Annotated in this window: 18 protein-coding genes; 10 read left to right on the top strand and 8 right to left on the bottom strand. The window is 59.8% G+C overall.

What is annotated here, in order from left to right:
• The 6 genes from NE584_RS10520 to NE584_RS10495 form a co-directional block, all read right to left on the bottom strand.
• A partial coding sequence (locus NE584_RS10520) for a putative manganese-dependent inorganic diphosphatase (protein WP_256182748.1) occupies nucleotides 1-1530 on the bottom strand: 1530 nt, incomplete at its 3' end.
• A 215-nt stretch (nucleotides 1531-1745) separates the two neighbouring features.
• On the bottom strand, nucleotides 1746-3524 hold the full coding sequence (locus tag NE584_RS10515) for an NADH-dependent [FeFe] hydrogenase, group A6 (RefSeq protein ID WP_256182747.1): 1779 nt from the start codon (nucleotides 3522-3524) through the stop codon (nucleotides 1746-1748).
• A 14-nt stretch (nucleotides 3525-3538) separates the two neighbouring features.
• The gene (nuoF, locus tag NE584_RS10510) at nucleotides 3539-5335 is read right to left on the bottom strand and encodes an NADH-quinone oxidoreductase subunit NuoF (protein WP_108980917.1); all 1797 of its coding nucleotides are present in this window, start codon (nucleotides 5333-5335) and stop codon (nucleotides 3539-3541) included.
• 5 nt (nucleotides 5336-5340) lie between these two features.
• Nucleotides 5341-5736, bottom strand: a complete 396-nt coding sequence (locus tag NE584_RS10505) for a ferredoxin (protein WP_256182746.1) — start codon at nucleotides 5734-5736, stop codon at nucleotides 5341-5343.
• Nucleotides 5737-5749: 13 nt separating this feature from the next.
• The gene (locus NE584_RS10500; protein ID WP_050623957.1) at nucleotides 5750-6241 is read right to left on the bottom strand and encodes an NAD(P)H-dependent oxidoreductase subunit E; all 492 of its coding nucleotides are present in this window, start codon (nucleotides 6239-6241) and stop codon (nucleotides 5750-5752) included.
• Nucleotides 6242-6822: 581 nt separating this feature from the next.
• Complete coding sequence (locus tag NE584_RS10495) at nucleotides 6823-7008, bottom strand: hypothetical protein (protein WP_256182745.1); 186 nt, start codon at nucleotides 7006-7008, stop codon at nucleotides 6823-6825.
• Between the two features lie 346 nt (nucleotides 7009-7354).
• On the opposite strand from NE584_RS10495, the gene kdpF reads away from it, so the two are divergent.
• The 6 genes from kdpF (at nucleotide 7355) to NE584_RS10470 (ending at nucleotide 15080) form a co-directional block, all read left to right on the top strand.
• Nucleotides 7355-7438: a K(+)-transporting ATPase subunit F gene (gene kdpF / locus NE584_RS19885; RefSeq protein WP_077138735.1), complete on the top strand. Its 84-nt coding sequence runs from the start codon at nucleotides 7355-7357 to the stop codon at nucleotides 7436-7438.
• 51 nt (nucleotides 7439-7489) lie between these two features.
• Nucleotides 7490-9274 carry a potassium-transporting ATPase subunit KdpA gene (locus tag NE584_RS10490; protein ID WP_050623955.1) on the top strand — a complete coding sequence of 595 codons (1785 nt, stop codon included), beginning with the start codon at nucleotides 7490-7492 and terminating at the stop codon, nucleotides 9272-9274.
• Between the two features lie 16 nt (nucleotides 9275-9290).
• Nucleotides 9291-11354, top strand: a complete 2064-nt coding sequence (gene kdpB / locus NE584_RS10485) for a potassium-transporting ATPase subunit KdpB (protein WP_050623954.1) — start codon at nucleotides 9291-9293, stop codon at nucleotides 11352-11354.
• Nucleotides 11355-11368: 14 nt separating this feature from the next.
• Nucleotides 11369-12037: a potassium-transporting ATPase subunit KdpC gene (gene kdpC, locus NE584_RS10480; protein ID WP_256182744.1), complete on the top strand. Its 669-nt coding sequence runs from the start codon at nucleotides 11369-11371 to the stop codon at nucleotides 12035-12037.
• Nucleotides 12038-12166: 129 nt separating this feature from the next.
• Nucleotides 12167-13063, top strand: a complete 897-nt coding sequence (locus NE584_RS10475; RefSeq protein WP_256182743.1) for a hypothetical protein — start codon at nucleotides 12167-12169, stop codon at nucleotides 13061-13063.
• Nucleotides 13064-13070: 7 nt separating this feature from the next.
• Nucleotides 13071-15080: a sensor histidine kinase KdpD gene (locus NE584_RS10470; RefSeq protein ID WP_256182742.1), complete on the top strand. Its 2010-nt coding sequence runs from the start codon at nucleotides 13071-13073 to the stop codon at nucleotides 15078-15080.
• Nucleotides 15081-15321: 241 nt separating this feature from the next.
• On the opposite strand, the gene NE584_RS10465 is transcribed toward NE584_RS10470, so the two are convergent.
• On the bottom strand, nucleotides 15322-15969 hold the full coding sequence (locus tag NE584_RS10465; protein WP_050623950.1) for a TrkA family potassium uptake protein: 648 nt from the start codon (nucleotides 15967-15969) through the stop codon (nucleotides 15322-15324).
• 19 nt (nucleotides 15970-15988) lie between these two features.
• Complete coding sequence (locus tag NE584_RS10460; RefSeq protein WP_256182741.1) at nucleotides 15989-17353, bottom strand: TrkH family potassium uptake protein; 1365 nt, start codon at nucleotides 17351-17353, stop codon at nucleotides 15989-15991.
• A gap of 288 nt (nucleotides 17354-17641) precedes the next feature.
• Between NE584_RS10460 and NE584_RS10455 the strand changes: the two genes are divergently transcribed.
• The 4 genes from NE584_RS10455 (at nucleotide 17642) to NE584_RS10440 (ending at nucleotide 23172) form a co-directional block, all read left to right on the top strand.
• Entirely contained in the window at nucleotides 17642-20308 is a 2667-nt protein-coding gene (locus NE584_RS10455; RefSeq protein ID WP_256182740.1) for a sensor histidine kinase KdpD, read from the top strand.
• Nucleotides 20301-21017: a response regulator gene (locus tag NE584_RS10450; RefSeq protein WP_050623947.1), complete on the top strand. Its 717-nt coding sequence runs from the start codon at nucleotides 20301-20303 to the stop codon at nucleotides 21015-21017. Before NE584_RS10455 ends, NE584_RS10450 begins: the two co-directional genes overlap by 8 nt.
• 194 nt (nucleotides 21018-21211) lie before the next feature.
• Nucleotides 21212-22375 (top strand): betaine/proline/choline family ABC transporter ATP-binding protein, encoded by a 1164-nt coding sequence (locus NE584_RS10445; RefSeq protein WP_256182739.1) that lies wholly within the window; start codon nucleotides 21212-21214, stop codon nucleotides 22373-22375.
• The gene (locus tag NE584_RS10440; protein WP_082203552.1) at nucleotides 22354-23172 is read left to right on the top strand and encodes an ABC transporter permease; all 819 of its coding nucleotides are present in this window, start codon (nucleotides 22354-22356) and stop codon (nucleotides 23170-23172) included. The genes NE584_RS10445 and NE584_RS10440 overlap by 22 nt, the downstream gene beginning before the upstream one ends.
• Nucleotides 23173-23232: the final 60 nt, after the last annotated feature.

Here is a 23232-nt window from a genome sequence, read left to right as displayed (position 1 = left end):
CGCCATCAGCAGCTCAGTACTGGAGTTGCGCACATCGGTGAACATGTAGAAAATGTAGTCCAGCCCCTGCTTTTCCAGTGCGGTCTGGAGGTAGGGACCGATCAGGGCCTCGCTGGCCTTCCGGTTCTTCTCGGTCAAGTAGCTGCCCTGGCCCACGCCGAAGCGGACCTCCCCGCTGTTGAAGATCTTGTAGTCGGTGTTGAATACCTCCTCTGCGGTCCGGCCGGTGACGTCGCCTCCCGCCTCAAACATAGCATTGGCGTACTGTTCCAGGTCCACCCCGGTCAGTTTGGCCAGCTCCCGGCCCGCCTGCTCATCCAGGGGGGTGCAGGTGGGACTACGGAACATGAGGGTGTCCGAAAGGATGGCGGAGAGCAGCAGCCCGGCAGTGGACCGGTCCAGCTCCACCCCGTTCTCCCGGTACATCTGATAGATGATGGTGCAGGTGCACCCAACCGGCACATTGCGGAAATAGACCGGGCCGTCTGTCTCCATGGAGCCGATGCGGTGGTGGTCGATGATCTCCAGGATCTCCGCCTGGTCGATCCCCTCCACCGCCTGGCCCTTCTCGTTGTGGTCCACCAGGATCAGCTGCTTTTTATGCAGGTTCATCATGTTTCTGCGGGAGACTACGCCGATGTAGTGCCCGTCGTCATCCAGCACCGGGAAGTAGCGGAATCGGACGGAGGCCATCACCTTGGTGGCGGACTCCACGGAGCTGTTCAGATTGAAGGTGAGCAGATCGTCCCGCACCATGTAGTGGCGGATGGGGGCGGCCTGGCTGATCATCTGTCCGGAGACATAGGTGCTGTTAGGGGTGCTGATGATCATACACCCCTGCTCCTCAGCCAGCATGCAGATGGTCCGGGACACCTTGCAACCCGCGCACACTACCACGCAGCCCGCCCCCATCTCGATGGCGGTGAGCTGGCTCTCACTGCGGTTGGCCACGATGACGATGTCCCCTTTGGAGATGGACCGCTCCATCTGTTCCGCGCTTCCCGAGCCGATGACGATGCGCCCCTCCACCTTCTTGCCGGTGATGTCTCCCACCAGCACCTTGGCGTCCAGGATGTCCACGATGTTCTGATAGCTGGTCTCTGACTCCGCCAGGATGTAGGTGTCCAACACGTCCATGTTCGCCGTGGCCACGTCCTTCACGGTGATCAGGCCCTTCAGGTTCCGCTCCTTGTCCACCACGCACAGGGTGTCGATCTGCTGGTCCCGCATGGTGATCCAAGCCCGGCGCAGGCTCATCTCCCCATCCACGCCCTCCATCCGCCGGATGTCCACATCCCGGATCTGAGGGCTCACGTCCGTGTAGAGCTGGGGGTCCGGGACCTGAAAATAGTTCAGCACAAACTCCGTCTCCCGGTTCAGCAGTCCCGCCCGGCAGGGCTTGCAGGGGTGCTCTGGGTCCAGGGTGTTCTTCAGGCGGCTGTATGCAATGGCGGAACAGACCGAGTCCGTGTCCGGGTTCCGGTGTCCGATGACCTTGATAAAATGGGTATTCAGCTCTTGGTTATCCACAACTTACCTCACTTTCCTCCGCTCCGCTCCTCACGGATGTGGGCGGCTCTTGTCGTCTCTGGTCCCCATTATACCATATCCTGTCTCTGGGTGACAGGGGAAATTGTGATTTTTCTGCCGCTCTCCCACCGGCATCTCCTGAATCTTCTAACAGCAAGGGCCGCGGAACCTCAGTTCCGCGGCCCTGCGCCTTTGTTATAGGGTGCCTCCTCCCCTCAGCGGTGCTGTCCGCTTCTGTCTGTGTAGCAGGTATGGAGCAGCTGGTGGGCCCGCTGACTGCCGGGCTGGTCCAGATAGTGCTCATAGACCTCCTGGATCAGCGGGCTCTTGTGGCTCTTCCGCAGGGGCATCTCCTGGTCCTCCTGGTACAGGGCGCCGGCCCTCATAGCGGACACACTGCGGAAATTGCGGATCACAGAGGGCTGGAGGGGCTGGCCGCCGCCGTTCACGCACCCGCCTGGGCAGGCCATGATCTCGATGAAGTCATAGGCCCGCTTTCCGCTTCGGATGTCCTCCAGCACCTGGCCCGCGTTGGCCGTTCCGCTGAGGACGCACACCCGGACAGTCCTGCCTGCGATCTCATAGGCCGCCTCCTTGATGCCGTGGGCGCCCCGCACCTCCTGGAACTCCACCTTCTCCAGCTCCTTGCCGGTGAGCAGCTCGCTGGCCGTGCGCAGTGCCGCTTCCATCACGCCGCCGGAGGCGCCGAAGATATGCCCCGCTCCGGTTGCGATGCCCAGGGTCGGGTCGAACTCCTCCTCCGGCAGCTCCGCGAACAGCAGTCCGGCCCGCTGGATCATCTGTCCCAGCTCCCGGGTGGTCAGGGCAACATCCACGTCCGGGATGCCCGCGCCGGCGCCGCACTCCCCCTCCCGGGTGATCTCGAACTTTTTCGCTGTGCAGGGCATCACCGACACCACAAAGATATCCTCCGGCCGCAGTCCCATCTTTTCGGCGTAATAGCTCTTGGCCATAGCGCCGAACATCTGCTGAGGGCTTTTGCAGGTGGACAGGTTGGGGATGAAGTCCGGGTGGAAGGTCTCACAGTACTTTACCCAGCCGGGGCAGCAGCTGGTGATCAGGGGCAGCGTACCCCCGGACTGGACCCTGCGCAGGAATTCGGTGGCCTCCTCCATGATGGTCAGGTCGGCCGCGAAATCAGTGTCAAACACGCCGTCGAAACCCAGCCGCCGGAGGGCCGCCGCCAGCTTCCCCTCCACATTGGTCCCGATGGGCAGGCTGAACATCTCTCCCAGCCCCGCCCGGACACTGGGGGCCGTCTGTACCACCACATGCTTCTGGGGGTCACCCAGGGCGTTCCACACCAGGCCCGTGTTGTCCTTCTCATAGAGGGCACCGGTGGGGCAGGCGATGATGCACTGTCCGCAGTGGATGCACGCGGTCTCGCTCAGCGGGCTGTCAAAGCTGGGGCCGATGTGGGTGGCGAAGCCCCGGCCCGATGTGCCGATGCAGGCCACCCCCTGAGCCAGGCTGCACACAGCCTCGCACCGGCGGCACATGATGCATTTGGAGTTGTCTCGGACCATATGCACCGCGCTCGTGTCCGGCTCGTAGCAGATTTTCTCCCCCTCGAAGGCCATCTGGTTGTCCACCCCGTATTCCCGGCACAGGCGCTGGAGCTCACAGAGTCCGCTTCGGCTGCACGTCAGGCAGGTCTGATTGTGGATGGACAGGATCAGCTTCAGGTTGGTCCGCCGTGCCGCCTGGACCCGCTCGGTATTGGTGTACACCTCCATCCCATCGGCAATGGGATAGACGCAGGCAGGCACCAGGTTCTTGGCCCCCTTCACCTCCACCACGCAGATCCGGCAGGCGCCGATGGCGTTCAGCTCCTTCAGATAACACAGCGTAGGGATGGCGATCCCCGCTCCGTGGGCCGCCTCCAGGACGGTGGCGCCGGCGGGGGCGCGGCAGGCGATCCCGTTGATCTTGAGGTTCACCACATCCACTGTATTCACACTCACATGTTCCATTTTCACACTCCCCCTCATCCCCGGATCACCGCGCCGAACCGGCATTTTTCATAGCAGCTGCCGCACTTGATGCACTTGCTGGTGTCAATCTTGTGGGGATTCTTCACGCTCCCCTTGATGGCGTCGGCCGGACAGTTCTGAGCACAGATGGTGCAGCCCCGGCACTTGACAGGATCAATGGAGTAGGTCAGCAGGTCCTTGCACACCCCGGCGGGGCAGCGCTTCTCCAGGATATGCTCCCGGTACTCCTCCCGGAAGTAGCGCAGGGTGGACAGCACTGGGTTGGGCGCCGTCTGCCCCAGGCCGCACAGGCTGTTGCTCTTAATGAAGGCCGCCAGCTCCTCGATCCGGTCCAGATCCTCCATGGTGCCCCGCCCCTCAGTGATCTTAGTCAGCAGCTCCAACAGGCGCTTGGTTCCCACCCGGCAGGGGGTGCACTTTCCGCAGCTCTCGTCCACCGTGAATTCCAGGAAGAATTTCGCGATGTCCACCATGCAGGTGTCCTCATCCATCACGATCAGGCCCCCGGAGCCCATCATGGTCCCGATGGCGGCCAGATTGTCGTAGTCGATAGGGGTGTCGATGTGCTCCGCGGGGATGCATCCGCCGGAGGGGCCGCCGGTCTGGGCGGCCTTGAATTTCTTCCCGTGGGGGATGCCGCCCCCGATCTCCTCCACGATAGTGCGCAGGGTGGTGCCCATGGGCACCTCCACCAGGCCGGTGTTCTGGATACGCCCGCCCAGGGCAAATACCTTGGTCCCCTTGCTCTTCTCGCTGCCGATGGAGGAGAACCACTCCGCCCCCCGCAGAATGATGGGGCAGATGTTGGCGTAGGTCTCCACGTTGTTTAGGATGGTGGGCCGCTGGAACAAGCCCTTCACCGCCGGGAAGGGCGGCCGGGGCCGGGGCTCTCCCCGTTTCCCTTCGATGGAGGTCATCAGGGCGGTCTCTTCCCCGCATACGAAAGCCCCCGCCCCCAGCTTGATCTCCAGGTCGAAGGAGAAGCCCGTCCCGAAGATATCCTCCCCCAGCAGTCCGTAGCTCCTGGCCTGCTCCAGAGCGATCTGGAGGTGCTTCACCGCGATGGGGTACTCCGCCCGGACGTAGATATAGCCCTGGCTGGCCCCGATGGCATAGCCCGCGATGGCCATGGCCTCGATGATACTGTGGGGGTCGCCCTCCAGCACGCTCCGGTCCATGAAGGCCCCGGGGTCGCCCTCGTCCGCGTTGCAGCAGACATATTTCTGTACCTGGCCCCGTTCCCCGCTGGCAAAGCGCCACTTCAGTCCGGTGGGGAAGCCTGCTCCGCCCCGGCCCCGCAGGCCGGAGTCCAGCACGATCTGGATCACCTCGTCCGGCGTCAGTTCGGTCAGGCACTTCTCCAGTGCCGCATAGCCGTCCCGGGCAATGTACTCGTCAATGTTCTGGGGGTCGATGACGCCGCAGTTGCGCAGGGCAATGCGCAGCTGCTTCTTGTAGAACTCTGTCTCCTCCAGGCTGCGGACTGTGCTGGTGGCCTCGTTCTCGTTGTAGAGCAGGCGGTCCACCCGGCCGCCCTTGAGCAGATGCTCACTGACGATCTCCGCCACGTCCTCCACATGGACATGGCTGTAGATCGTGCCCTCCGGGAACACTGCCACGTTGGGCCCGCTGGAGCACAGCCCCAGACAGCCGCCCCGCATCACCTGGACCTCTTTACGCAGACCGGCCAGCTTCAGCTGGACCTCGAATTCCTCCGCCAGCTTCTCCTGCCTGCCCGCCAGCAGGGTGCAGTTGGGCCCCCCGCATATCATCACATAGCTGCGATACATTCCCTTCACCTCCCGCTTCTCACGGCCCCGATGGTGTACTCCGCCAGCGGGTTGCCGCCCCGGATGTGCTGCTGCACCACCCGCACGCCCTGCTCCGGCGTCATGTGCACATAGGTGGTGCGCACGCCTCCGGGCTGGTACACCTCCACCACAGGCTCAAACTGACAGATCCCTACACAGCCTACCGGCTCCAGGGTCACGTCCTCCAGCCCCAGTCGGCGGATCTCCTCCGCCATGGCTTCATAGACCTGCCTGGCCCCCGCGGCTAGGCCGCAGGTGCCCATGCCCACCACGATCCGGGCTCCCCGCTCCACCTCCAGGAGGGGCCTGGTCCGTTCCCGGATGGCCTCCAGGTCCTTCCGGCTGCGGATCTTAATGTTTTTGTGTTCCGTCTGCCCCACGCTCAGTCCCTCCTTACTCATATTTCGCCAGAATGGCGTCCAGCTCGTCGCCGGTCAGGCTGCCGTACACGTCCTCGTTCACCATCATCACCGGCGCCATCCCGCAGCAGCCCAGGCAGCGGCAGGCATCCAGGCTGAAGCGGCCGTCCTCGGTGCATCCCCCGTCTCCAATGCCCAGTTTCTCCTGGAGCAGCTGATAGATCCGCCCGCCGCCTTTGATGTAGCACGCGGTCCCCAGACACACGCTGATCCGGTTGCGCCCCTTGGGTTCCAGATTGAACTGGGAGTAAAAGGTGGACACCCCATAGATCTCCGTCAGCGGCTTGTGCAGGGCGTCCGCGATCAGCTGCTGGACCTCCCGGGGGACATAGCCGTATATCTCCTGCGCCTTCTGGAGGGCAGGCAGCGCCGCCCCCGGCTTCTCCCCGTTCTCCTTCAGCCATGCCTTCAGCTGCCTGGCCTGCGCCGCCGTCCCGGGCAGCGCCCCCTGTTTTGTCTCCTTCATCCGTTTGCTCCTCCTGTCTTGTCCCGCGGCAGTCCGCGTTTTTGCAAGTTTCCCTGCTTTTTTGAAGTGACGCATTTCCTGCATCCTCTGTTAAAAAATCTACACTTCCCCAAATAACACAGAAAGCGGTCCTGGTCCCTTTTCTGAACCAGCCCGCTTTCTGTATTTTCACCAATCCAGGCGAAATACGACACAGTTTATATGTTGATATTACCATATTCCATTGTCGATTGCAATCTCTTTTTTGTCCACTCCCGGCCCCCCTTTTCCTCCAGGAAAAACAGCATCAGACTCAGGCAGAGCAGATCCGCGCACCCGCCCGGCTTCCGCGTGGCGGACATCTCATAGAGCAGGTCCTGCACCCCCAGGGCACCGCAAAGTGGGCGTTTAAGCTGCCCACACCGCTGCCAGTCAGCAACGGGGGCAGTGCGAATTGAAGCCGCTGGAGCGGCCCGGCCCATCTTCCGCGGAAAATCGATACAGCAAGGCCAGACTTTTTTGTTTCTGCGGTCGTAGACCTGTTTCGAATACAGGAGGGGCCCAGACTATGTAAAAACACAGTCTGGGCCCCTCCCCTTGTCTTACCTCTGTCCCTCCGCTTTTCCCGCGTTCCGGCACAGAACTTTTCTTTTTCTGCGGGTCTGCCCCTCCCGCTCCCTCCGGCAGGGAGCGTTTTTCTCCTTGAAAAAGCGGTCCAGCTGGCCCACCGCCCAGAATCCGACGGTCCAGACAAACAGCGTCCCGCCCACCAGTACCAGAGCTTCCACAAGATCACTTCCTTAAAAGTGATTCTACTACAAGCCCTGTTTGTGTGAGATTTGCAAATCATCCGCCGTATTAAAATTGTATTAGGAGCCAATTGTCCTTCTTTCTTTTTATCTTTTTTATTTCTTTTTCTTAATGCAAGTTTAATTCTCCTGTGAATACGTTAACCGCCTGCTAATCCCCTGCGTGCTATAATACGTCCGTTCCGGAAACAGAACTTTGGAAAGGATGGTTTCTATGAAAGACGTCATCATGATCGCGGTCTTATTGGTCTGCTTCGGATCAGTAAAGCTGCTGGCTGACTGGTGTGAGCATCAGTTCCACGAGGAATGAGAGAAGGTATTGAGTATGGGTATGATTTTATTAGGTGCGATCATCGTGCTGATGGGCGGCTATCTGGTTTACGCCCTGGTACACCCTGAACGTTTCTGACCCCAAATGTGTCATTTGTAAAGCGAGTTTCGCACAGGAGGAACAACACATATGTTACAGCTTGTCCTAACAGTGATCATCTTCATGATCATTGTCATCCCGATCGGGAACTATCTGTATCATATTGCTTCCGGCCAGCGCACCTTCGCCGATCCGGTGTTCGACCGGGTGGACGGCGGGATCTTCAAAGTGTGCGGCATTCATCCCGACAAGGGCATGAACTGGAAGCAGTATGCGCTGGCTCTTCTGCTGACCAACGCCGTGATGGTGTTTGTCGGCTATCTGGTCCTGAGAATTCAGTTTCTTCCCATCTTCAACCCCAACGGCATCGGCGCGATGGAGGAGACCCTGTCCTTCAACACGATCATCTCCTTCATGACCAACACCAACTTACAGCACTACTCCGGTGAGTCCGGCCTGTCCTATCTCAGCCAGATGCTGGTCATCACTTACATGATGTTCGTGTCCGCCGCCACTGGCTACGCCGCCTGCATCGCCTTTGTCCGCGGACTGGCTGGCAAGAGCAAGGACAACGTGGGCAACTTCTATGCTGATTTGGTCAAGGTGACCACCCGCGTTCTGATCCCTCTTTCCATCATCGGCGGCATGCTCCTGATCTGGCAGGGCGTCCCCCAGAATTTCGATCCCAACGTGACGGTGACCACCATTGAGGGGACTCAGCAGGATATCGCAATGGGCCCCGTGGCCGCGCTGGAGATCATCAAGCACATCGGCACCAACGGCGGCGGCTTCCTGGGTGCCAACTCCTCTACTCCCATTGAGAACCCCACCATCATCAGCGATCTGGTGGAGCTCTACTCCATGATGATCCTGCCCGGCGCCTGCGTGATCATGTTCGGCAAGATGGTCAAAGACCGCCGCCGTAAGACCGCCAGCTCCAGTGAGCACAGCGCCACCACCCAGGATCTGGTCAAGACCAGCGAACTGGTGAGCAAGCCCAGCTTCACCGCGAAGCTCTACGGCTCCGAGGGCCGCACCATCTTCTTCGCCATGGGCATCATCTTCCTCATCGGCCTGAGTGTCTGCTACTGGTCTGAGAGCCAGGGCAACCCGGCCTTGGCCAAACTGGGGCTGGATCAGTCCATGGGCAGCATGGAGGGCAAGGAAGTCCGCTTCGGTATTGCCCAGTCCGCCATGTTCACCACCACTACCACCTCTTTTACTACTGGCACGGTCAACAACATGCATGATACTCTGACTCCCCTGGGCGGCATGATTCCCCTGCTGCACATGATGCTCAATGTGGTGTTCGGCGGCAAGGGCGTGGGCCTGATGAACATGATCATGTATGCTATTCTCGGCGTGTTCATCTTTGGCCTGATGATCGGCCGTACCCCGGAGTACCTGGGCAAGAAGATCGAGGGCCGGGAGATGAAGCTCACCGCTCTGTGCATCATTATCCACCCCTTCCTGATCCTGGCCTTCTCTGCCTTGGCGGTCTCTACCGAAGGCGGTCTGGCCGGCATCACCAACCCCGGCTTCCATGGCCTGTCCCAGGTCCTGTATGAGTACGCCTCTTCCGCTGCCAACAACGGTTCCGGCTTCGAGGGTCTGGCGGACAACTCCTACTTCTGGAACATCACCGCCGGTCTGGCCATGTTCTTCGGCCGCTATCTGTCCATCGTGATCCAGCTGGCCATTGCCGGTTCCCTGATGCGCAAGCAGTTCGTCAACGATTCCATTGGCACTCTGCGGACCGACAGCGCCACCTTCACCATCGGCCTGGTGTGCGTTGTTTACATCTTCGCTGCGCTGACCTTCTTCCCGGCGCTGGCGCTGGGCCCCATTGCAGAGCATCTGACTCTGTGGGCTTAAGGAGGGCTTTTGAACCATGAGTAAAAAGCAGAATACAAAATTTATCACCCCTGATATCCTGAAGGGTGCGGTGAAGGGTGCGTTTATCAAGCTGAACCCCCGCTACATGATGAAAAACCCGGTCATGTTCGTAGTGGAGATCGGATTCTTCATCACCCTGCTGCTCTCCTTCGTACCAGGTTTGTTCGGCGATGCCAATGCCGAGCAGCTGCGGATCTATGATATCATTGTCTGTGCGATCCTATTTGTCACTGTTCTGTTTGCCAACTTCGCGGAGGCCGTGGCTGAAGGCCGGGGCAAGGCCCAGGCGGCCTCTCTGAAAAAGACCCAGAAGGATACCCAGGCACACCTGCTCCACGAGGATGGCACTCAGACCATCGTCTCCTCCAGCGAGCTGAAGAAGGGCGATGTGGTCCTGGTCAGCGCCGGCGAGATCATTCCCAACGACGGCGAGGTCATTGAGGGCATTGCCTCGGTGGATGAGTCCGCCATCACCGGCGAGTCCGCCCCCGTGGTCCGGGAGAGCGGCGGCGACTTCTGCTCCGTCACCGGCGGCACCACCGTTGTGTCTGACTGGCTGAAGATCCGCATCACCTCTGAGCCGGGCAACAGCTTTCTGGACCGCATGATCGCTCTGGTAGAGGGTGCCTCCCGGAAGAAAACCCCCAACGAGATCGCTCTGAACACCCTTCTGGTGTCCCTGACCATCATCTTCCTGATCGTGGTGGTCACCATGTATCCCTTTGCGGTGTACAACAATGTTCAGATCCCCATCTCCACTTTGATTGCCCTGCTGGTCTGCCTGATCCCTACTACCATCGGCGGCCTGCTGTCCGCCATCGGTATCGCCGGCATGGACCGTGTCACCCGCTTCAATGTCATCGCCATGTCCGGTAAGGCGGTGGAAGCCTGCGGCGACGTGGACACTATGATCCTGGACAAGACGGGCACGATCACTTACGGCAACCGCCTGGCTGCTGATTTTTACCCCGTGGGCGGCGCCAGCAAGGAGGAGCTGATCCGCTGCGCGGTCCTCACCTCCCTGCGGGACGGCACTCCCGAGGGCAAGTCCACTGTAGAGCTGGGCCGTAAGCTGGGCTGCCAGGTGGAGGACGATCCCAAGTCCAGCTTCATTGAGTTCTCGGCGCAGACCCGCATGAGCGGTGTGGATCTCCCCGACGGCACCATCATCCGCAAAGGCGCGGCCGACGCCATCGAGAAGTACGTCACCGCCCAGGGCGGCAAAATTCCTGCCGAACTGCGCAAACGGGTGGACGAAGTCTCCTCTCTGGGCGGCACCCCCCTGACTGTTTGTGAAGGCAGCCGCATTCTGGGTGTCATCTATCTGAAGGATACCGTAAAGCCCGGCATGGTGGAACGCTTTGAGCGCCTGCGCGCCATCGGGATCAAGACCATCATGTGCACCGGCGACAACCCCCTGACTGCTGCCACCATCGCCAAGGAGGCCGGCGTGGACGGCTTCATTGCGGAGTGTAAGCCTGAGGACAAGATCACCGTCATCAAGCAGGAACAGGCCGAGGGCAAGATCGTCGCTATGACCGGCGACGGCACCAACGACGCCCCCGCTCTGGCCCAGGCCAACGTAGGTCTGGCGATGAACTCCGGCACCACCGCCGCCAAGGAAGCTGCCAATATGGTGGATCTGGATTCCGACCCCACCAAGATCCTGGAGGTGGTGGAGATCGGCAAACAGCTGCTGATCACCCGCGGATCTCTGACCACATTCTCCATTGCCAACGACATCGCCAAGTACTTCGCCATCATCCCGGCCATGTTCATGCTGGCCATTCCTGAGATGGGCGTGTTGAACATCATGGGACTGGCCTCGCCCACCAGCGCGATCCTGTCCGCTCTGATCTTCAACGCCATCATCATCCCCTGCCTGATCCCTCTGGCCATGAAAGGCGTCAAGTACCGTCCCATGTCCTCCAGCAAAATGCTGGTCCGTAACCTGATGATCTACGGCGTCGGCGGTATCATCACTCCCTTTGTCGGCATCAAGATCATCGACCTGATCATCAGTCCTCTGCTGGAAATGATCGGCTTCATCGGCTTCTAAGGAGGTTCTTCAATATGAGTACAAGCAAAGGCTCTGCGGCGGGCAGCATCCGCCAGGCAGTAGTGACCACTCTGGTCCTGCTGCTGATCTGCGGATTCCTCTTTCCCGTCCTGATGACCGGCCTGGGCAGCCTTATCTTCCCCTCACAGGCAGGAGGCAACTTGATCTATGTGGACGGTCAGCCGGTAGGCTCCCGCTTTGTGGGTCAGGAGTTCACCGATCCCCGGTTTATGAGGGGACGTCCCTCCCAGTACCACTACAATACCTACTATGTGGGTGAGGATGGCGTGAGCTACTACAATGACGGCAGCGAGTACGCCGGCCTGAGCTCTGGCTCCGCTAACTATGCCAACAGCAATCCCGCCCTGGCGGAGCGCGTGGAGGGCGACATCAACAATTTCCTGTCCGGCCACCCCAGCCTGACCGTAGGGGACATCCCCGGCGATCTGCTGACCGCCTCCGGCTCCGGCCTGGACCCCCACATCAGCCCCGCCTCTGCGGCGGTCCAGATCCCCGCGCTCGCTGAGAATACCGGTCTGAGCGAGGATCGCCTGGAAGAGATCGTGGAAGCCAACACCACCCACAAGGTGCTGGGCATCTTCGGCGAGGAGGCTGTCAATGTTCTAGGCGTCAACCTGGCCATCGCCCAGGAGCTGGGCCTCATCGGTGAGGTCAGCAAATAACGAAGTACTCTGAGACAGGCGAGCTCTGCCGGCATCCACCCGGCCGGGGCTCGCCTGCCCGGGTATCAAAAGCTTGACAGCCTGCCTCTGCATACGCTGCAAATAGGAAGGAAAAAGGAGGAACATGACATGCTGTACCCCTATCAGACTGCGGAAGAACACCGCGCCCCGCTGCGGGAGCGCGCTCTGCTCCGTCAGCCGGCGGGACTTTTGGCACTGGAGCTGGTCTGCACCATCAACGATCTTTTTACTGCGGCCCCCTCTCTGCTGTATCAGGAGGGGACAAAAGGTCTCCTCCTGCTCTACCGGGACTCTGCATGTGATACCAGCTACCTGGAGGAGGAGTGCCGTGAGCTGATGGCCTGTCTCTCCTCCCATTGGGAGACCGCTCTGTATGGCACCGCCCCCGGCGGCGAGACCGGGGAGCTCACCTTCCATCTGGAGGAGGGGAACAGAATCCTCTGCCGTACCCGCTGTGTGTCGGGCAGGCCCTTTGACCAGCTCTCCGGCCTCTGTGTAAAGCTGGAGGCGGATTCGTCAGAACATGCAGCCCGCCTCAGAGATGTGCTCGGCCAGATCCGCTATAACGCCCGCTGCTGTGCTGTGGACCGCCGTGCCGGAGCTTTTCTGGACGAAAATGAGATTCTGGAGGATCAGGACGGCAGTCTGTACCGCTACCTCACCCTGGAGGGAGACCCCAGCCCCATCGACTATCTCCAGGCCCTCTCTTTAGAGCAGAAGCAGCATCTCTGGCGCATTTTTCTTCGGGACGGCGAACAGCCCATGGAGTTTGCCTGGCTCCACGAGTTTGCCCAGGAGGGAGCGGGATTCTGCATGATGGAGTGGGAGCTCACCCTTCAGCAGGTGCTGGATGAGCTGGAATTCCAAATCATCAACCAGCCGGGGCAGTTTTATATCCTGGACCCCTCCGGAAAACAGATCACTTTTGACTTTATCCGGGGCGGCCCTGCGGAAAAGGTATTTCTGAAGATCCTGTTTCCTGTTGTGATCCCCCACGGGAGGTGAGATGGTCTTGGAAGAACATCGACCAACTCCGGAAGAAATTCTGAAAAAAATTCGAATGATCGACCCCGACGAAACGCGGGTCCGGCAGGGCAGGCTCAAGATCTTTTTCGGCTATGCGGCCGGCGTGGGGAAAACCTATGCCATGCTGGAGATGGCCCACCAGATGAAAGATATGGGCGTGGACGTAGTGGCCGGGTATATTGAGCCCCATATCAGACCCGCCACCATGAAACTGGTGGAAGGTCTGGAGTGCCTTCCTCCCCTGGTCGTATCCTACAAGGGCATCACCCTGCGGGAATTCGATCTGGACGCCGCTCTGGCCCGCAAGCCCCAGCTCATCCTGGTAGATGAGCTGGCCCATTCCAATGCACAGGGCTGCCGCCATGTCAAGCGCTATCAGGACATTGAAGAGCTGCTGCGCGCCGGGATCGATGTGTACACCACCGTCAATGTTCAGCATCTGGAGAGCCTAAACGACCTCGTTTCCAGCTTGACCGGTGTAACGGTCAACGAGCGGATCCCAGACTGGGTATTTGACTCCGCCGACCAAGTCGAGGTGGTGGATGTGGAGCCGGACGACCTGATTGCCCGGCTCGAGGAGGGCAAGGTCTACCGGGCCGCCCAGGCTCAGCAAGCCCTGGGCCACTTCTTTTCCAAGCAGAACCTTGCCGCTTTGCGGGAGATCGCTCTGCGCCGGACCGCTGACCGCCTCAACCGCACCGCCCGAAAGCAACATCCGGAGGGCTTTCTCAACCCCAGCGACCATATCCTGGTCTGTCTGTCCAGCGCCCCCTCCAATGCAAAAGTCATCCGTACCGCCGCCCGAATGGCCGAGGCCTTTCAAGGAGATTTTACCGCTCTCTTCGTGGAGACTCCGGATACCAGGGAGCTCAGCGGTGAAAATCGGAAGCGCCTGAGGGCCAATCTGAAGCTGGCGGAAGATCTGGGGGCACGGATCGCCACAGTATATGGTGATGACCCCGCCGCCCAGATCGCAGACTACAGCAGGACCAGCGGCGTGACCAAAATCGTGCTCGGCCGCACCAACCACCGCCGGCGGCGCGGCTGGTGGAACAAGAAAGCCCTGGTAGACCGGCTCACCGAGCTGGCACCAAATCTGGATGTCTACATTATCCCGGACCGACAGCCTGCCTACCGCCCCAAATGGAAGATAGCCCCCTCGGAGCTCTCCTTCTCCTGGAAAGACACCGGAAAAATGCTGGGCATTTTGGCCGCAGCCACCCTTCTGGGGGAGCTGTTTTCCCGTCTGGGCTTCGGAGAGACCAATATTGTCACCGTCTATATTCTGGGGGTGCTTCTCACCGCCACCTGGACGGAGGGCCGCCTCTATGGCATTCTCTCCTCGCTGCTCAGTGTGCTTACCTTCAACTTTTTCTTTACGGAGCCCTATTTCAGCTTGGATGCTCATCCCAGCTATGTGATCACCTTTTTTATCATGTTCCTCTCCAGCTTTCTTACCAGCTCTCTGACCATCCGGATCAAGACGCAGGCCAGGATGGCGGTACAGAAAAACTACAGCACCGAGGTCCTTTTGGAGGCCACCCAGCTGCTCCAGCAGGCATCTGGCGAACATGAGGTGCTCGCCATCGCGGTCTCTCAGCTTGGAAAGCTGCTCGACAGGCCGATCCTCTACTACCCCATGGACCCGGACGGCCAGCTGATGCAGGCCCGCATTTATCCGGAAACAGAGTCCGATCTCCTCTCCCGCTATACGGGTGGGCAGGAGAAGGCGGTGGCCGACTGGGTGTGTAAAAACAACAAGCACGCCGGGGCAGGGACCCACACCCTGCCCAATTCCAGATGCCTTTACCTGGCAGTACGAAGCCATGGCGGGCCTCAGGCTGTTGTAGGCATCCCCTGCGATGACTATCCTCTCCCCGAGGCATTTGAGCAGAATCTGATCCGCGGGATCCTGAATCAGGCCGGCATCGTCCTGGAACAGCGCCTGTCTGACCTCCGGCGAGCGGATACACCGTCCCAGGGGGACAGCCTCTAGACAAGCGTCAGCATCATCAGAATACGACCGCATGACGCCGTGGCGCCATGCGGTCGTATTCTGCCGTCCCGCTCTCTACCTCATCCCCGGACAGGGACACACGCAGAGGGAGAAGTTTTTTATTTTGTCACAGTTCCGAAAACACTGTAAGCAGGGAGCTTTTGGGGGAACTCCCCCTCCGCTGCGGACCAACAGAACTCCGGGGCCGGACCGGCCTCCCTGCCGCATTCGGTATCGCTTGTCAGACATGCAGGAATCTCTGGATGTCCCGGTCATCCCCCAGGATCAGCAGGGTCTCATCCGACTGGAAGGTGTGATTGGGGCCTGGGAGGGGCTCCAGTGTGCCGCTGCGCTTGATGGCCAGAATGTTGATGCGGTACTTCTGCCTCACCGCCAGCTGGACCACAGTCCTTCCTACCCAGGATTCCGGCACCGCCGTCTCATAGATGGAATGGTCCGGTGTCAGCTTGATGTAGTCAAACACATGGTCAGAGCTGTACCGGACCGCGGCCCAAGAGGCCGTCTGCTTCTCCGGATAGATCACGTCGTCCGCACCGTTGCGCAGCAGGAATTTGGCGTGGACGTCCCGGGCAGCCCGGGAGAGCACAAAAGGAGCGCCGTATTCCTTGAGCAGAGCGGTGGTCTCCAGGGAGCTCTGAAAGTCATCTCCAATCGCTACCACGCACAGGTCAAAGTTACTGACCCCCAGCGATGCAATGAACTGCTCACTGGTGCTGTCCCCGATCTGTGCGTTGGTCACAAAGGGCAGGGCGTCGTTGATCCGCTCTTCATTCCGGTCCACCGCCATTACCTCATGGTGCAGTTCCCGGAGCTTCTGGGCCATATGGCGGCCGAACCGCCCCAGCCCGATCAAAAGCACTGACTTCATGATTTGTTCCTCTCCGATCTCATCCTATGGTGACCCGCTCCTGGGGGAATTGGGACAGCTCCGGTGCGCCTTTGGCCGTGACCGCATAGATCATGGTCAGGCCGCCCACACGCCCGAAATACATCAAAAAAATCAGGATCAGCCTGGACGCCCCGGAGAGCTCCGGCGTGATCCCAAGCGACAGGCCAACGGTACCAATGGCGGACGCCGCCTCAAACAGCGCCGCCATCAGGGGTACGCCATCTATGCAGCAGATCAGGATGCCCCCTGTCAGGAACAGGAGCAGATAAAGCAGGAAGATGGCAGAGGCGTTTCGGATCGACTCATCTGCGATGCGCCTTCCAAAGCACTGGGGCCGCTCCTTATGGCGGAAAACTGCCCGGATCCCCAGCAGCATCACCGCCAGCGTAGTGGTTTTGAAGCCGCCTGCTGTGGAACCCGGTGAACCGCCCACCAGCATCAGCAGGATGATCAGCAGCTGGGCGGGCTGGCTCAGGCCAGTCAGATCCACTGTGTTGAAGCCTGCGGTGCGCGGTGTCACGGACTGAAAAAACGCGGCGTTGATCCGCTCCCACAGGGACATGTCCACCCACTGCCCCTGTTCGAACTCATACAGCAGAAAGAACAGGAGCCCTGTCAGGATCAGGGCCAGCGTGGTGGTCAGGATCAGCTTGCTCTGCAGCCGGTAGCGTCGAAAGTGGAGCTTGTGCTCCCTGATGTCATTCCAGGTGAGGAAGCCGACGCCGCCAATTATGATCAGAAAAGCGATCACATTGCTCACCAAAGGATCGCCTACGTAGTCTGTGAGGGAAGAAAACGGGGAGTTTACTCCCATAAGATCAAAGCCCGCATTGCAGAACGCGGACACTGAGTGAAACACCGCGTACCAAAGTCCTCTTCCAAGACCAAATTGCGGGCAGAACCGCAGGGCCAGAAGCAGGGCCCCGACCCCTTCGATCAAAAAGGCGGTTTTTAGGATAAACCCCGTCATCCGCACGATGCCGCCCACCTGAGGGGCGGAAATGGACTCCTGCATCACCCACCGCTGCTTCAACCCGATCCGTTTGCCCGCAAACATGAAAATCGCCACCGCGATGGTGACCACTCCCATTCCGCCCACCTGGATCAGCAGAAGAATGACCAGCTGCCCAAAGGGTGACCAGTAAAGCGCCGTATCGTGGAGCACCAGTCCGGTCACACAGGTGGCGGAAGTGGCGGTGAACAGCGCATCCCCAAATGAGGCCCCTCCGGGCTCCTGGGTGGAAAAGGGCAGCATCAGCAGCACTGCCCCAGTAAAGATCAGCAGCAGGAATCCTAAAATAATGATTTGTGCCGGTGTGACACGGTCATGTTTGAAAGACGGCACAGAATCCCCCCGCAGCATGCATCATGCTCCTGTTCCCTTCTGATATGTTCCTATGCGGCTGTTCATCCAGGGCCCGGCTGTCCGCAGGGCGGGCAGCCGGGCCACGCGCTGTCCCGCATTTATTTCTTATTATATCACATCGGACATTAGCGCCAGATTAAGAGAATTTTCCGTGCATAAATACTGTATTAATAAAGATTCCTTAATGTAATCTTTACACCCCGTCAAAAATGCCAATGTTATGCTGATACCACCTGTGTTATACTATAATATATAAACGACCCAAGCAAGAGACGAGGTGATACCTTGCGTTCTGATCCTCAGCCCCGCCCTGACGGGCTGACTCCCGGGGACCACACTTTGGAACAGGAGTCCTCCGGCCGACTGAAGATCTTTTTTGGCTACGCCGCCGGAGTGGGGAAGACCTACGCTATGCTGGACGCCGCCCTCCGCGCAAAAGAGGCGGGCACGGACGTTGTGCTGGGCTTTCTGGCACCCGCCGCCTATCCTGATACCCTGGCACTGGCCGGAGGACTGGAACGGCTCCCGCCCCTCATCCCTCCCGGTGGAGGGCAGGGCGAATTTGACCTGGACGGCGCCCTCCGCCGCCGTCCCCAGCTGATCCTAGTGGATGAGCTGGCCCACTCCAACAATAAGGGAGCCCGCCACGCCAAGCGCTACCAGGATATTGCCGAGCTGCTTCGCGCGGGCATTGACGTCTATTCCACCATGGATGTGCAGCAGCTGGAAAGCCTGAGCGATGTGGTCTCCTCCATCACCGGCTTCTCCGCCCCGGAGCGCGTCCCGGACCAGGTCTTTGACTCTGCTGACCAGGTGGAGATCGTCGATCTGGAGCCCTCCGACCTTCTGGCGCGCCTGCGGGCCGGGACCATCGGCGGAGGGGAAGGGCACCTTTTGACCGAGCAGACCTTGGCCGCCCTGCGGGAGCTCTCCCTGCGCAGGACCGCTGACCGCCTGGAGCGGAAGCCCTCCGGTGGGGACAGATATCCCCCCAGGGCCCGGGAACACATTCTCATCTGCCTGTCCGGCTCTCCCTCCAACGAGAAGGTCATCCGCACTGCTGCCAGGATGGCAGAGGCATTTCACGGCGCCTTTACCGCGCTTTTCGTGGAGACTCCTTCCTTTCAGGGCCAGAGCGACAAGGAACGCCGGCAGCTGCGGAACAATCTGCATCTTGCAGAGGAGCTGGGCGCCCGGATCAGCACGGTCTACGGGGATGACCCCGCCATTCAGATCGCGGAATACGCTAAAGTCAGCGGGATCTCCAAGATCGTGCTGGGCCGCAGTCCCCAGAAACGCGGCCCCCTCCTGGGCGCCAAGAGTCTGATGGACCGTCTGGGAGAGCTGGCTCCTGACCTGGATATCTACATCATCCCGGACCAGGTCCAGCGGCCCGCCCGCCACTCCTGGCAGCCCTATCTTCTCCAGGAGCGCTTCTCCGTCCGAGATCTTTTCAAGGCCCTCCTGATCCTGGCTGCCTGCACCGCCGTGGGCTTTCTCTTCCAGCGAGCGGGCTTTTCCACTGAAAATGTGATCATGGTCTATATCTTGGGCGTCCTCACCATCTCCATGGCCACCACGGGGCACAGCTACAGCCTGCTGGCATCCCTGTGCTCCGTCTTCATCTTCAATTACTTTTTTACCTACCCCTATTTTACTTTGATGAGCGACCCCAGCTATATCGCCACCTTTGCCGTCATGCTGACCGTAGCGCTGCTGGGCAGCTCTCTTACCACCCGTGTCAAACGGCAGGCCATCCAGAGCGCCCAAAAGGCATACCGCACTGAGATCCTGCTGGAGACCAGCCAGAAGCTCCAGAAGGCGGAGGGGAGCCGGGAGATCCTGGCGGTCACGGCCACCCAGTTGAAAAAGCTGCTGGAGCGGGACGTCCTGATCTATTCCGCCGACGAGGACAGATTGGAGCAGGAGGCCATGCTGTTCCCCGTTTCCAAAGGCGGGGATATGTCTGCATATCTCACTTCCTCAGAGCGGGCGGTGGCGGAGTGGGTCTGGAACAACAACAAGCACGCCGGCGCTACCACCCACACCCTTCCCAGCTCTAAATGCCTCTACATTGCGGTCCGCGGCTCTGACAAGGTGCTGGCGGTGGTTGGCATTGCCATCCCCAATGCTCAGAAGGTGGACTCCTTTGAAAAAAATCTGACAGTAGCCATCCTGGACGAGTGCGGACTGGCGCTGGAAAAGGAGCTGACGGCGCGCGCCAAGCAGCAGATCGAGGAGCTGGCCCATCAGGAGACCCTGCGCGCCAATCTGCTGCGGGCCATCTCCCACGACCTGCGCACCCCACTGACCAGTATATCTGGGAACGCCGGCATCCTGATGGAGAACGGGGCCGTGCTGGATGAGGAGAAGCGGCGCTACCTGTACCGCTCCATCTACGATGACTCCATGTGGCTCATCAACCTGGTGGAAAATCTGCTCTCCCTCACCCGGATGGGCAACGGCTCTGTTTCTCTGAACATCCGCCCGGAGCTTCTGGATGAGGTCTTTCATGAAGCCCTGTCCCATCTGGACCGCAATGCGGAGCAGCACCATATCTCTGTAGAACTGGAGGACGATTTGTTGATGGCGGATATGGACGCCCGGCTCATCGTCCAGGTGGTCATCAATCTGGTCAACAACGCTATCAAGTACACCCCTGCCGGTTCCCATATCTCCTTGTCCGCTGTCCGGGCCGGTCCTTTTGTGCAGGTCGAGGTCTCCGATGACGGTCCAGGTATTGCGGACAGCGCCAAGCAGAAAATATTTGATATGTTTTATACCGCGGACAACTCCCGCGGAGATGGCCGGCGGGGGCTGGGCCTGGGGCTCTCCCTGTGCAGGTCCATCATCACCGCTCACGGCGGTGAGATATCAGTTCAGGATCATCAGCCCCACGGGTCAGTATTTCGTTTCACCCTGAGGGCCTCGGAGGTAAAAATGTATGAATAAGCCGCACATTCTTATGGTAGAAGACGACGCAGCGGTGGGAAACCTCATCGCCACCACTCTGGAGACCCAGAACTATCAGTTCCATCGGGCCAAGACAGGGGCCAGTGCTCTGGTGGACGCCCTCTCTTACCGCCCGGACGTCATGCTGCTGGACCTGGGCCTGCCCGACATGGACGGGGTAGACATCATCAAAAAGGTCCGCACCTGGAGCAACCTGCCCATCATCGTCATCTCCGCCCGGAGCGAGGACAGCGACAAGGTGGCCGCGCTGGACGCCGGCGCCGATGACTATCTGACTAAACCTTTCTCCGTGGACGAGCTCCTGGCCCGGCTCCGGGTCGCCCTGCGCCGGGTCCGCTATGACAGCCAGAAGGTAAGTGAGGAAGCCAGCCTCTACGAGAACGGGAACCTGAAGATCGACTATGCTGCCGGCTGTGCCTATCGAGATGGGGTGGAGATCCATCTCACCCCCATCGAGTACAAGCTGCTCTGCCTTTTGGCTCGAAATACCGGGAAGGTCCTCACCCACAATTTTATCCTCAACGAGATTTGGGGCAGCTCCGCCTTTTCGGATACCCCCTCTCTCCGCGTCTTCATGGCCACTCTGCGCAAAAAGCTGGAGGTGGACCCCAGCCACCCCCAGTATATCCAGACCCACATCGGCGTGGGCTACCGCATGATCCGCCAGAAGCAGGAGGACGAGGCCTGACCTCTGCACCTGCGTCCCTGACTGTCCGTTCCCTGCGTCTTGCAGGGGGCGGGCAGTCTTTTTCTTCCCAGCGGGCGGTGGGTCCCTGCCTGAACTAACACACTCTTAATTCCAGAGGCAGAATCCTAGGGTCACATTAACTGAAATTCTGTTACGATACCGCCATAACAAAGAAGGGATCGTGAGACACGCTTATGATTGAGTTTCAAAATGTGTCCATGGCGTACAAAGATAGGCCCGTTCTGAACCACGTGGATCTTACCATTCAGGACAGTGAATTTTTTGTTCTCATCGGCTCCAGCGGCTGTGGAAAAACCACTCTTCTCAAGAGCATCAACAAGCTGCTCAATGTGCAGAAGGGCAAGCTGCTCATCAATGGGACGCCGGTGGACCGCATCAAAACAAATCAGCTGCCCAACCTGGTGGGCTATGTCGTTCAGGCCGGCGGCCTCTTCCCCCATCTGACCGTGGAGGAAAATATTGCGCTGGTCATGCGCATCGCCGGCTACCCCAGCGAGCGGATCTCTGAGCGGGTGACTGAGATGCTCCGGATGGTCGATCTGGACCCGGACGCCTACCGCAACCAATACCCCTCTCAGCTGTCCGGCGGGCAGCAGCAGCGCGTGGGAGTAGCCCGGGCCTTTGCGGTGGACCCCCCCATCGTTCTGATGGATGAGCCCTTCTCCGCTCTGGATCCCATGACCCGGGCCGAGCTGCAGGACGAGATCCATACGCTCCAGAAAAAAACAAAAAAGACTGTCGTATTCGTCACCCACGACATGGACGAGGCCATCAAGCTGGCCGACCGCATCTGCATTATCCAGGAAGGGCACATCGTCCAGTGCGACACCCCGGAGCGGATCCTGAAAGCTCCCGCCAATCAGTATGTCACGGACTTTATTGGTGCCAACCGTCTGTGGGCCAACCCCGAGTATATCCGGGCCCGGGACATTATGCGCCGCCGTCCCATCACCATCTCCAGGGGGCGGACTGTGCTCCAGGCTCTGCAGATCATGCGCCAGAGCGGCGTGGACAGCCTGCTGGTGGTAGACGGCCGGGACCGTCTGCTGGGGGTCCTCTGGCTGGAGGAGCTGATGTCGGAGAAAGACGGCTCTGGCTCCGCCGAGACCTACCTCTCCGATGACTACGTCGCGGTGGAGGGGGATACCACTCTCAAAGAGATCATCTCCACCATCGACTACGATGTGTCCGGCATTATCCCCGTGATCGAGCACGACCGGACTCTTGTGGGATTTTTGACCAAGAGCAGTCTGCTGGCCACTATGAGCAGGCAGTTCGTCCCTGAGCATACTGCGGGAGAAAGGAGCGGAGTTATATGGGCAGCAGCAGCGCATTGATAGAGTCCCCCGCATCGTGGTGGGACAGTCTGGCGGAGAATTTCCTTCCCTATCTGACGATCTATGCAGAGGAGTGGGACAGTCTGGTGGAGGAATTCCTGCGCCACCTGGCCATGACCTGCTTCGCCGTGGTTCTGGCCCTCATCATTGCCGTCCCCCTGGGTATCTTCATCACCAGAAGCAAAAAGGTCTCCAGCGTGGTCATCGGCATCGCCAATGTGATGCAGTCCATCCCCTGTATGGCCCTGCTTGCCATGGGGATCCCCTTTCTGGGCGTCGGTGAGACACTGGCCATCTTCATGGTGTTTGTCTATGCGTTCCTCCCCATTCTGAAAAACACCTACACCGGGATCTCCAGCATCTCTCCTGTCTCCCTCGAGGTGGCACGGGGCATCGGACTGACCCGCATGCAGCAGCTGGGCCGAGTGGAGCTGCCCATGGCCACGCCCTATATCATGTCCGGCATCCGTATCGCTGCCGTGGGTGCGGTAGGCACCATGACCATCGCCGCTTTCGCCGGAGCCAACGGACTGGGCTGGTTCATTATGCTGGGTATGAACTCCCTCAATTATCCTATGACTGTCATGGGGGCGGTCGCCTCCGCTGTGATGGCCCTCACTCTGGATTACCTCCTGGGCCGTGTGGAACGGGCCCTCACCAGCGAGGGGCTGCTGCCTCAGGACCAGATCAAAAACCTCAGCAAAGCTGTCCGGACCCGCCGCAAGGCAGTGGCAGGCGGGCTGTGCTTTGCCCTGGTCGCTGTCTCCGCGGCATCCTATGCCGCCATCATTGCCTGAGCCTATCTGGGCTGATCTCTTGATTTTAAAATCCAAAATAAGAAAAAGGAGTTTCTTGCG

Origin of the sequence: Clostridium sp. DFI.5.61, assembly GCF_024462915.1 — a bacterium.
GTDB classification, from domain to species: Bacteria; Bacillota; Clostridia; order Oscillospirales; family Oscillospiraceae; genus Lawsonibacter; species Lawsonibacter asaccharolyticus.
This window is presented reverse-complemented; position numbering and strand designations above follow the sequence as displayed.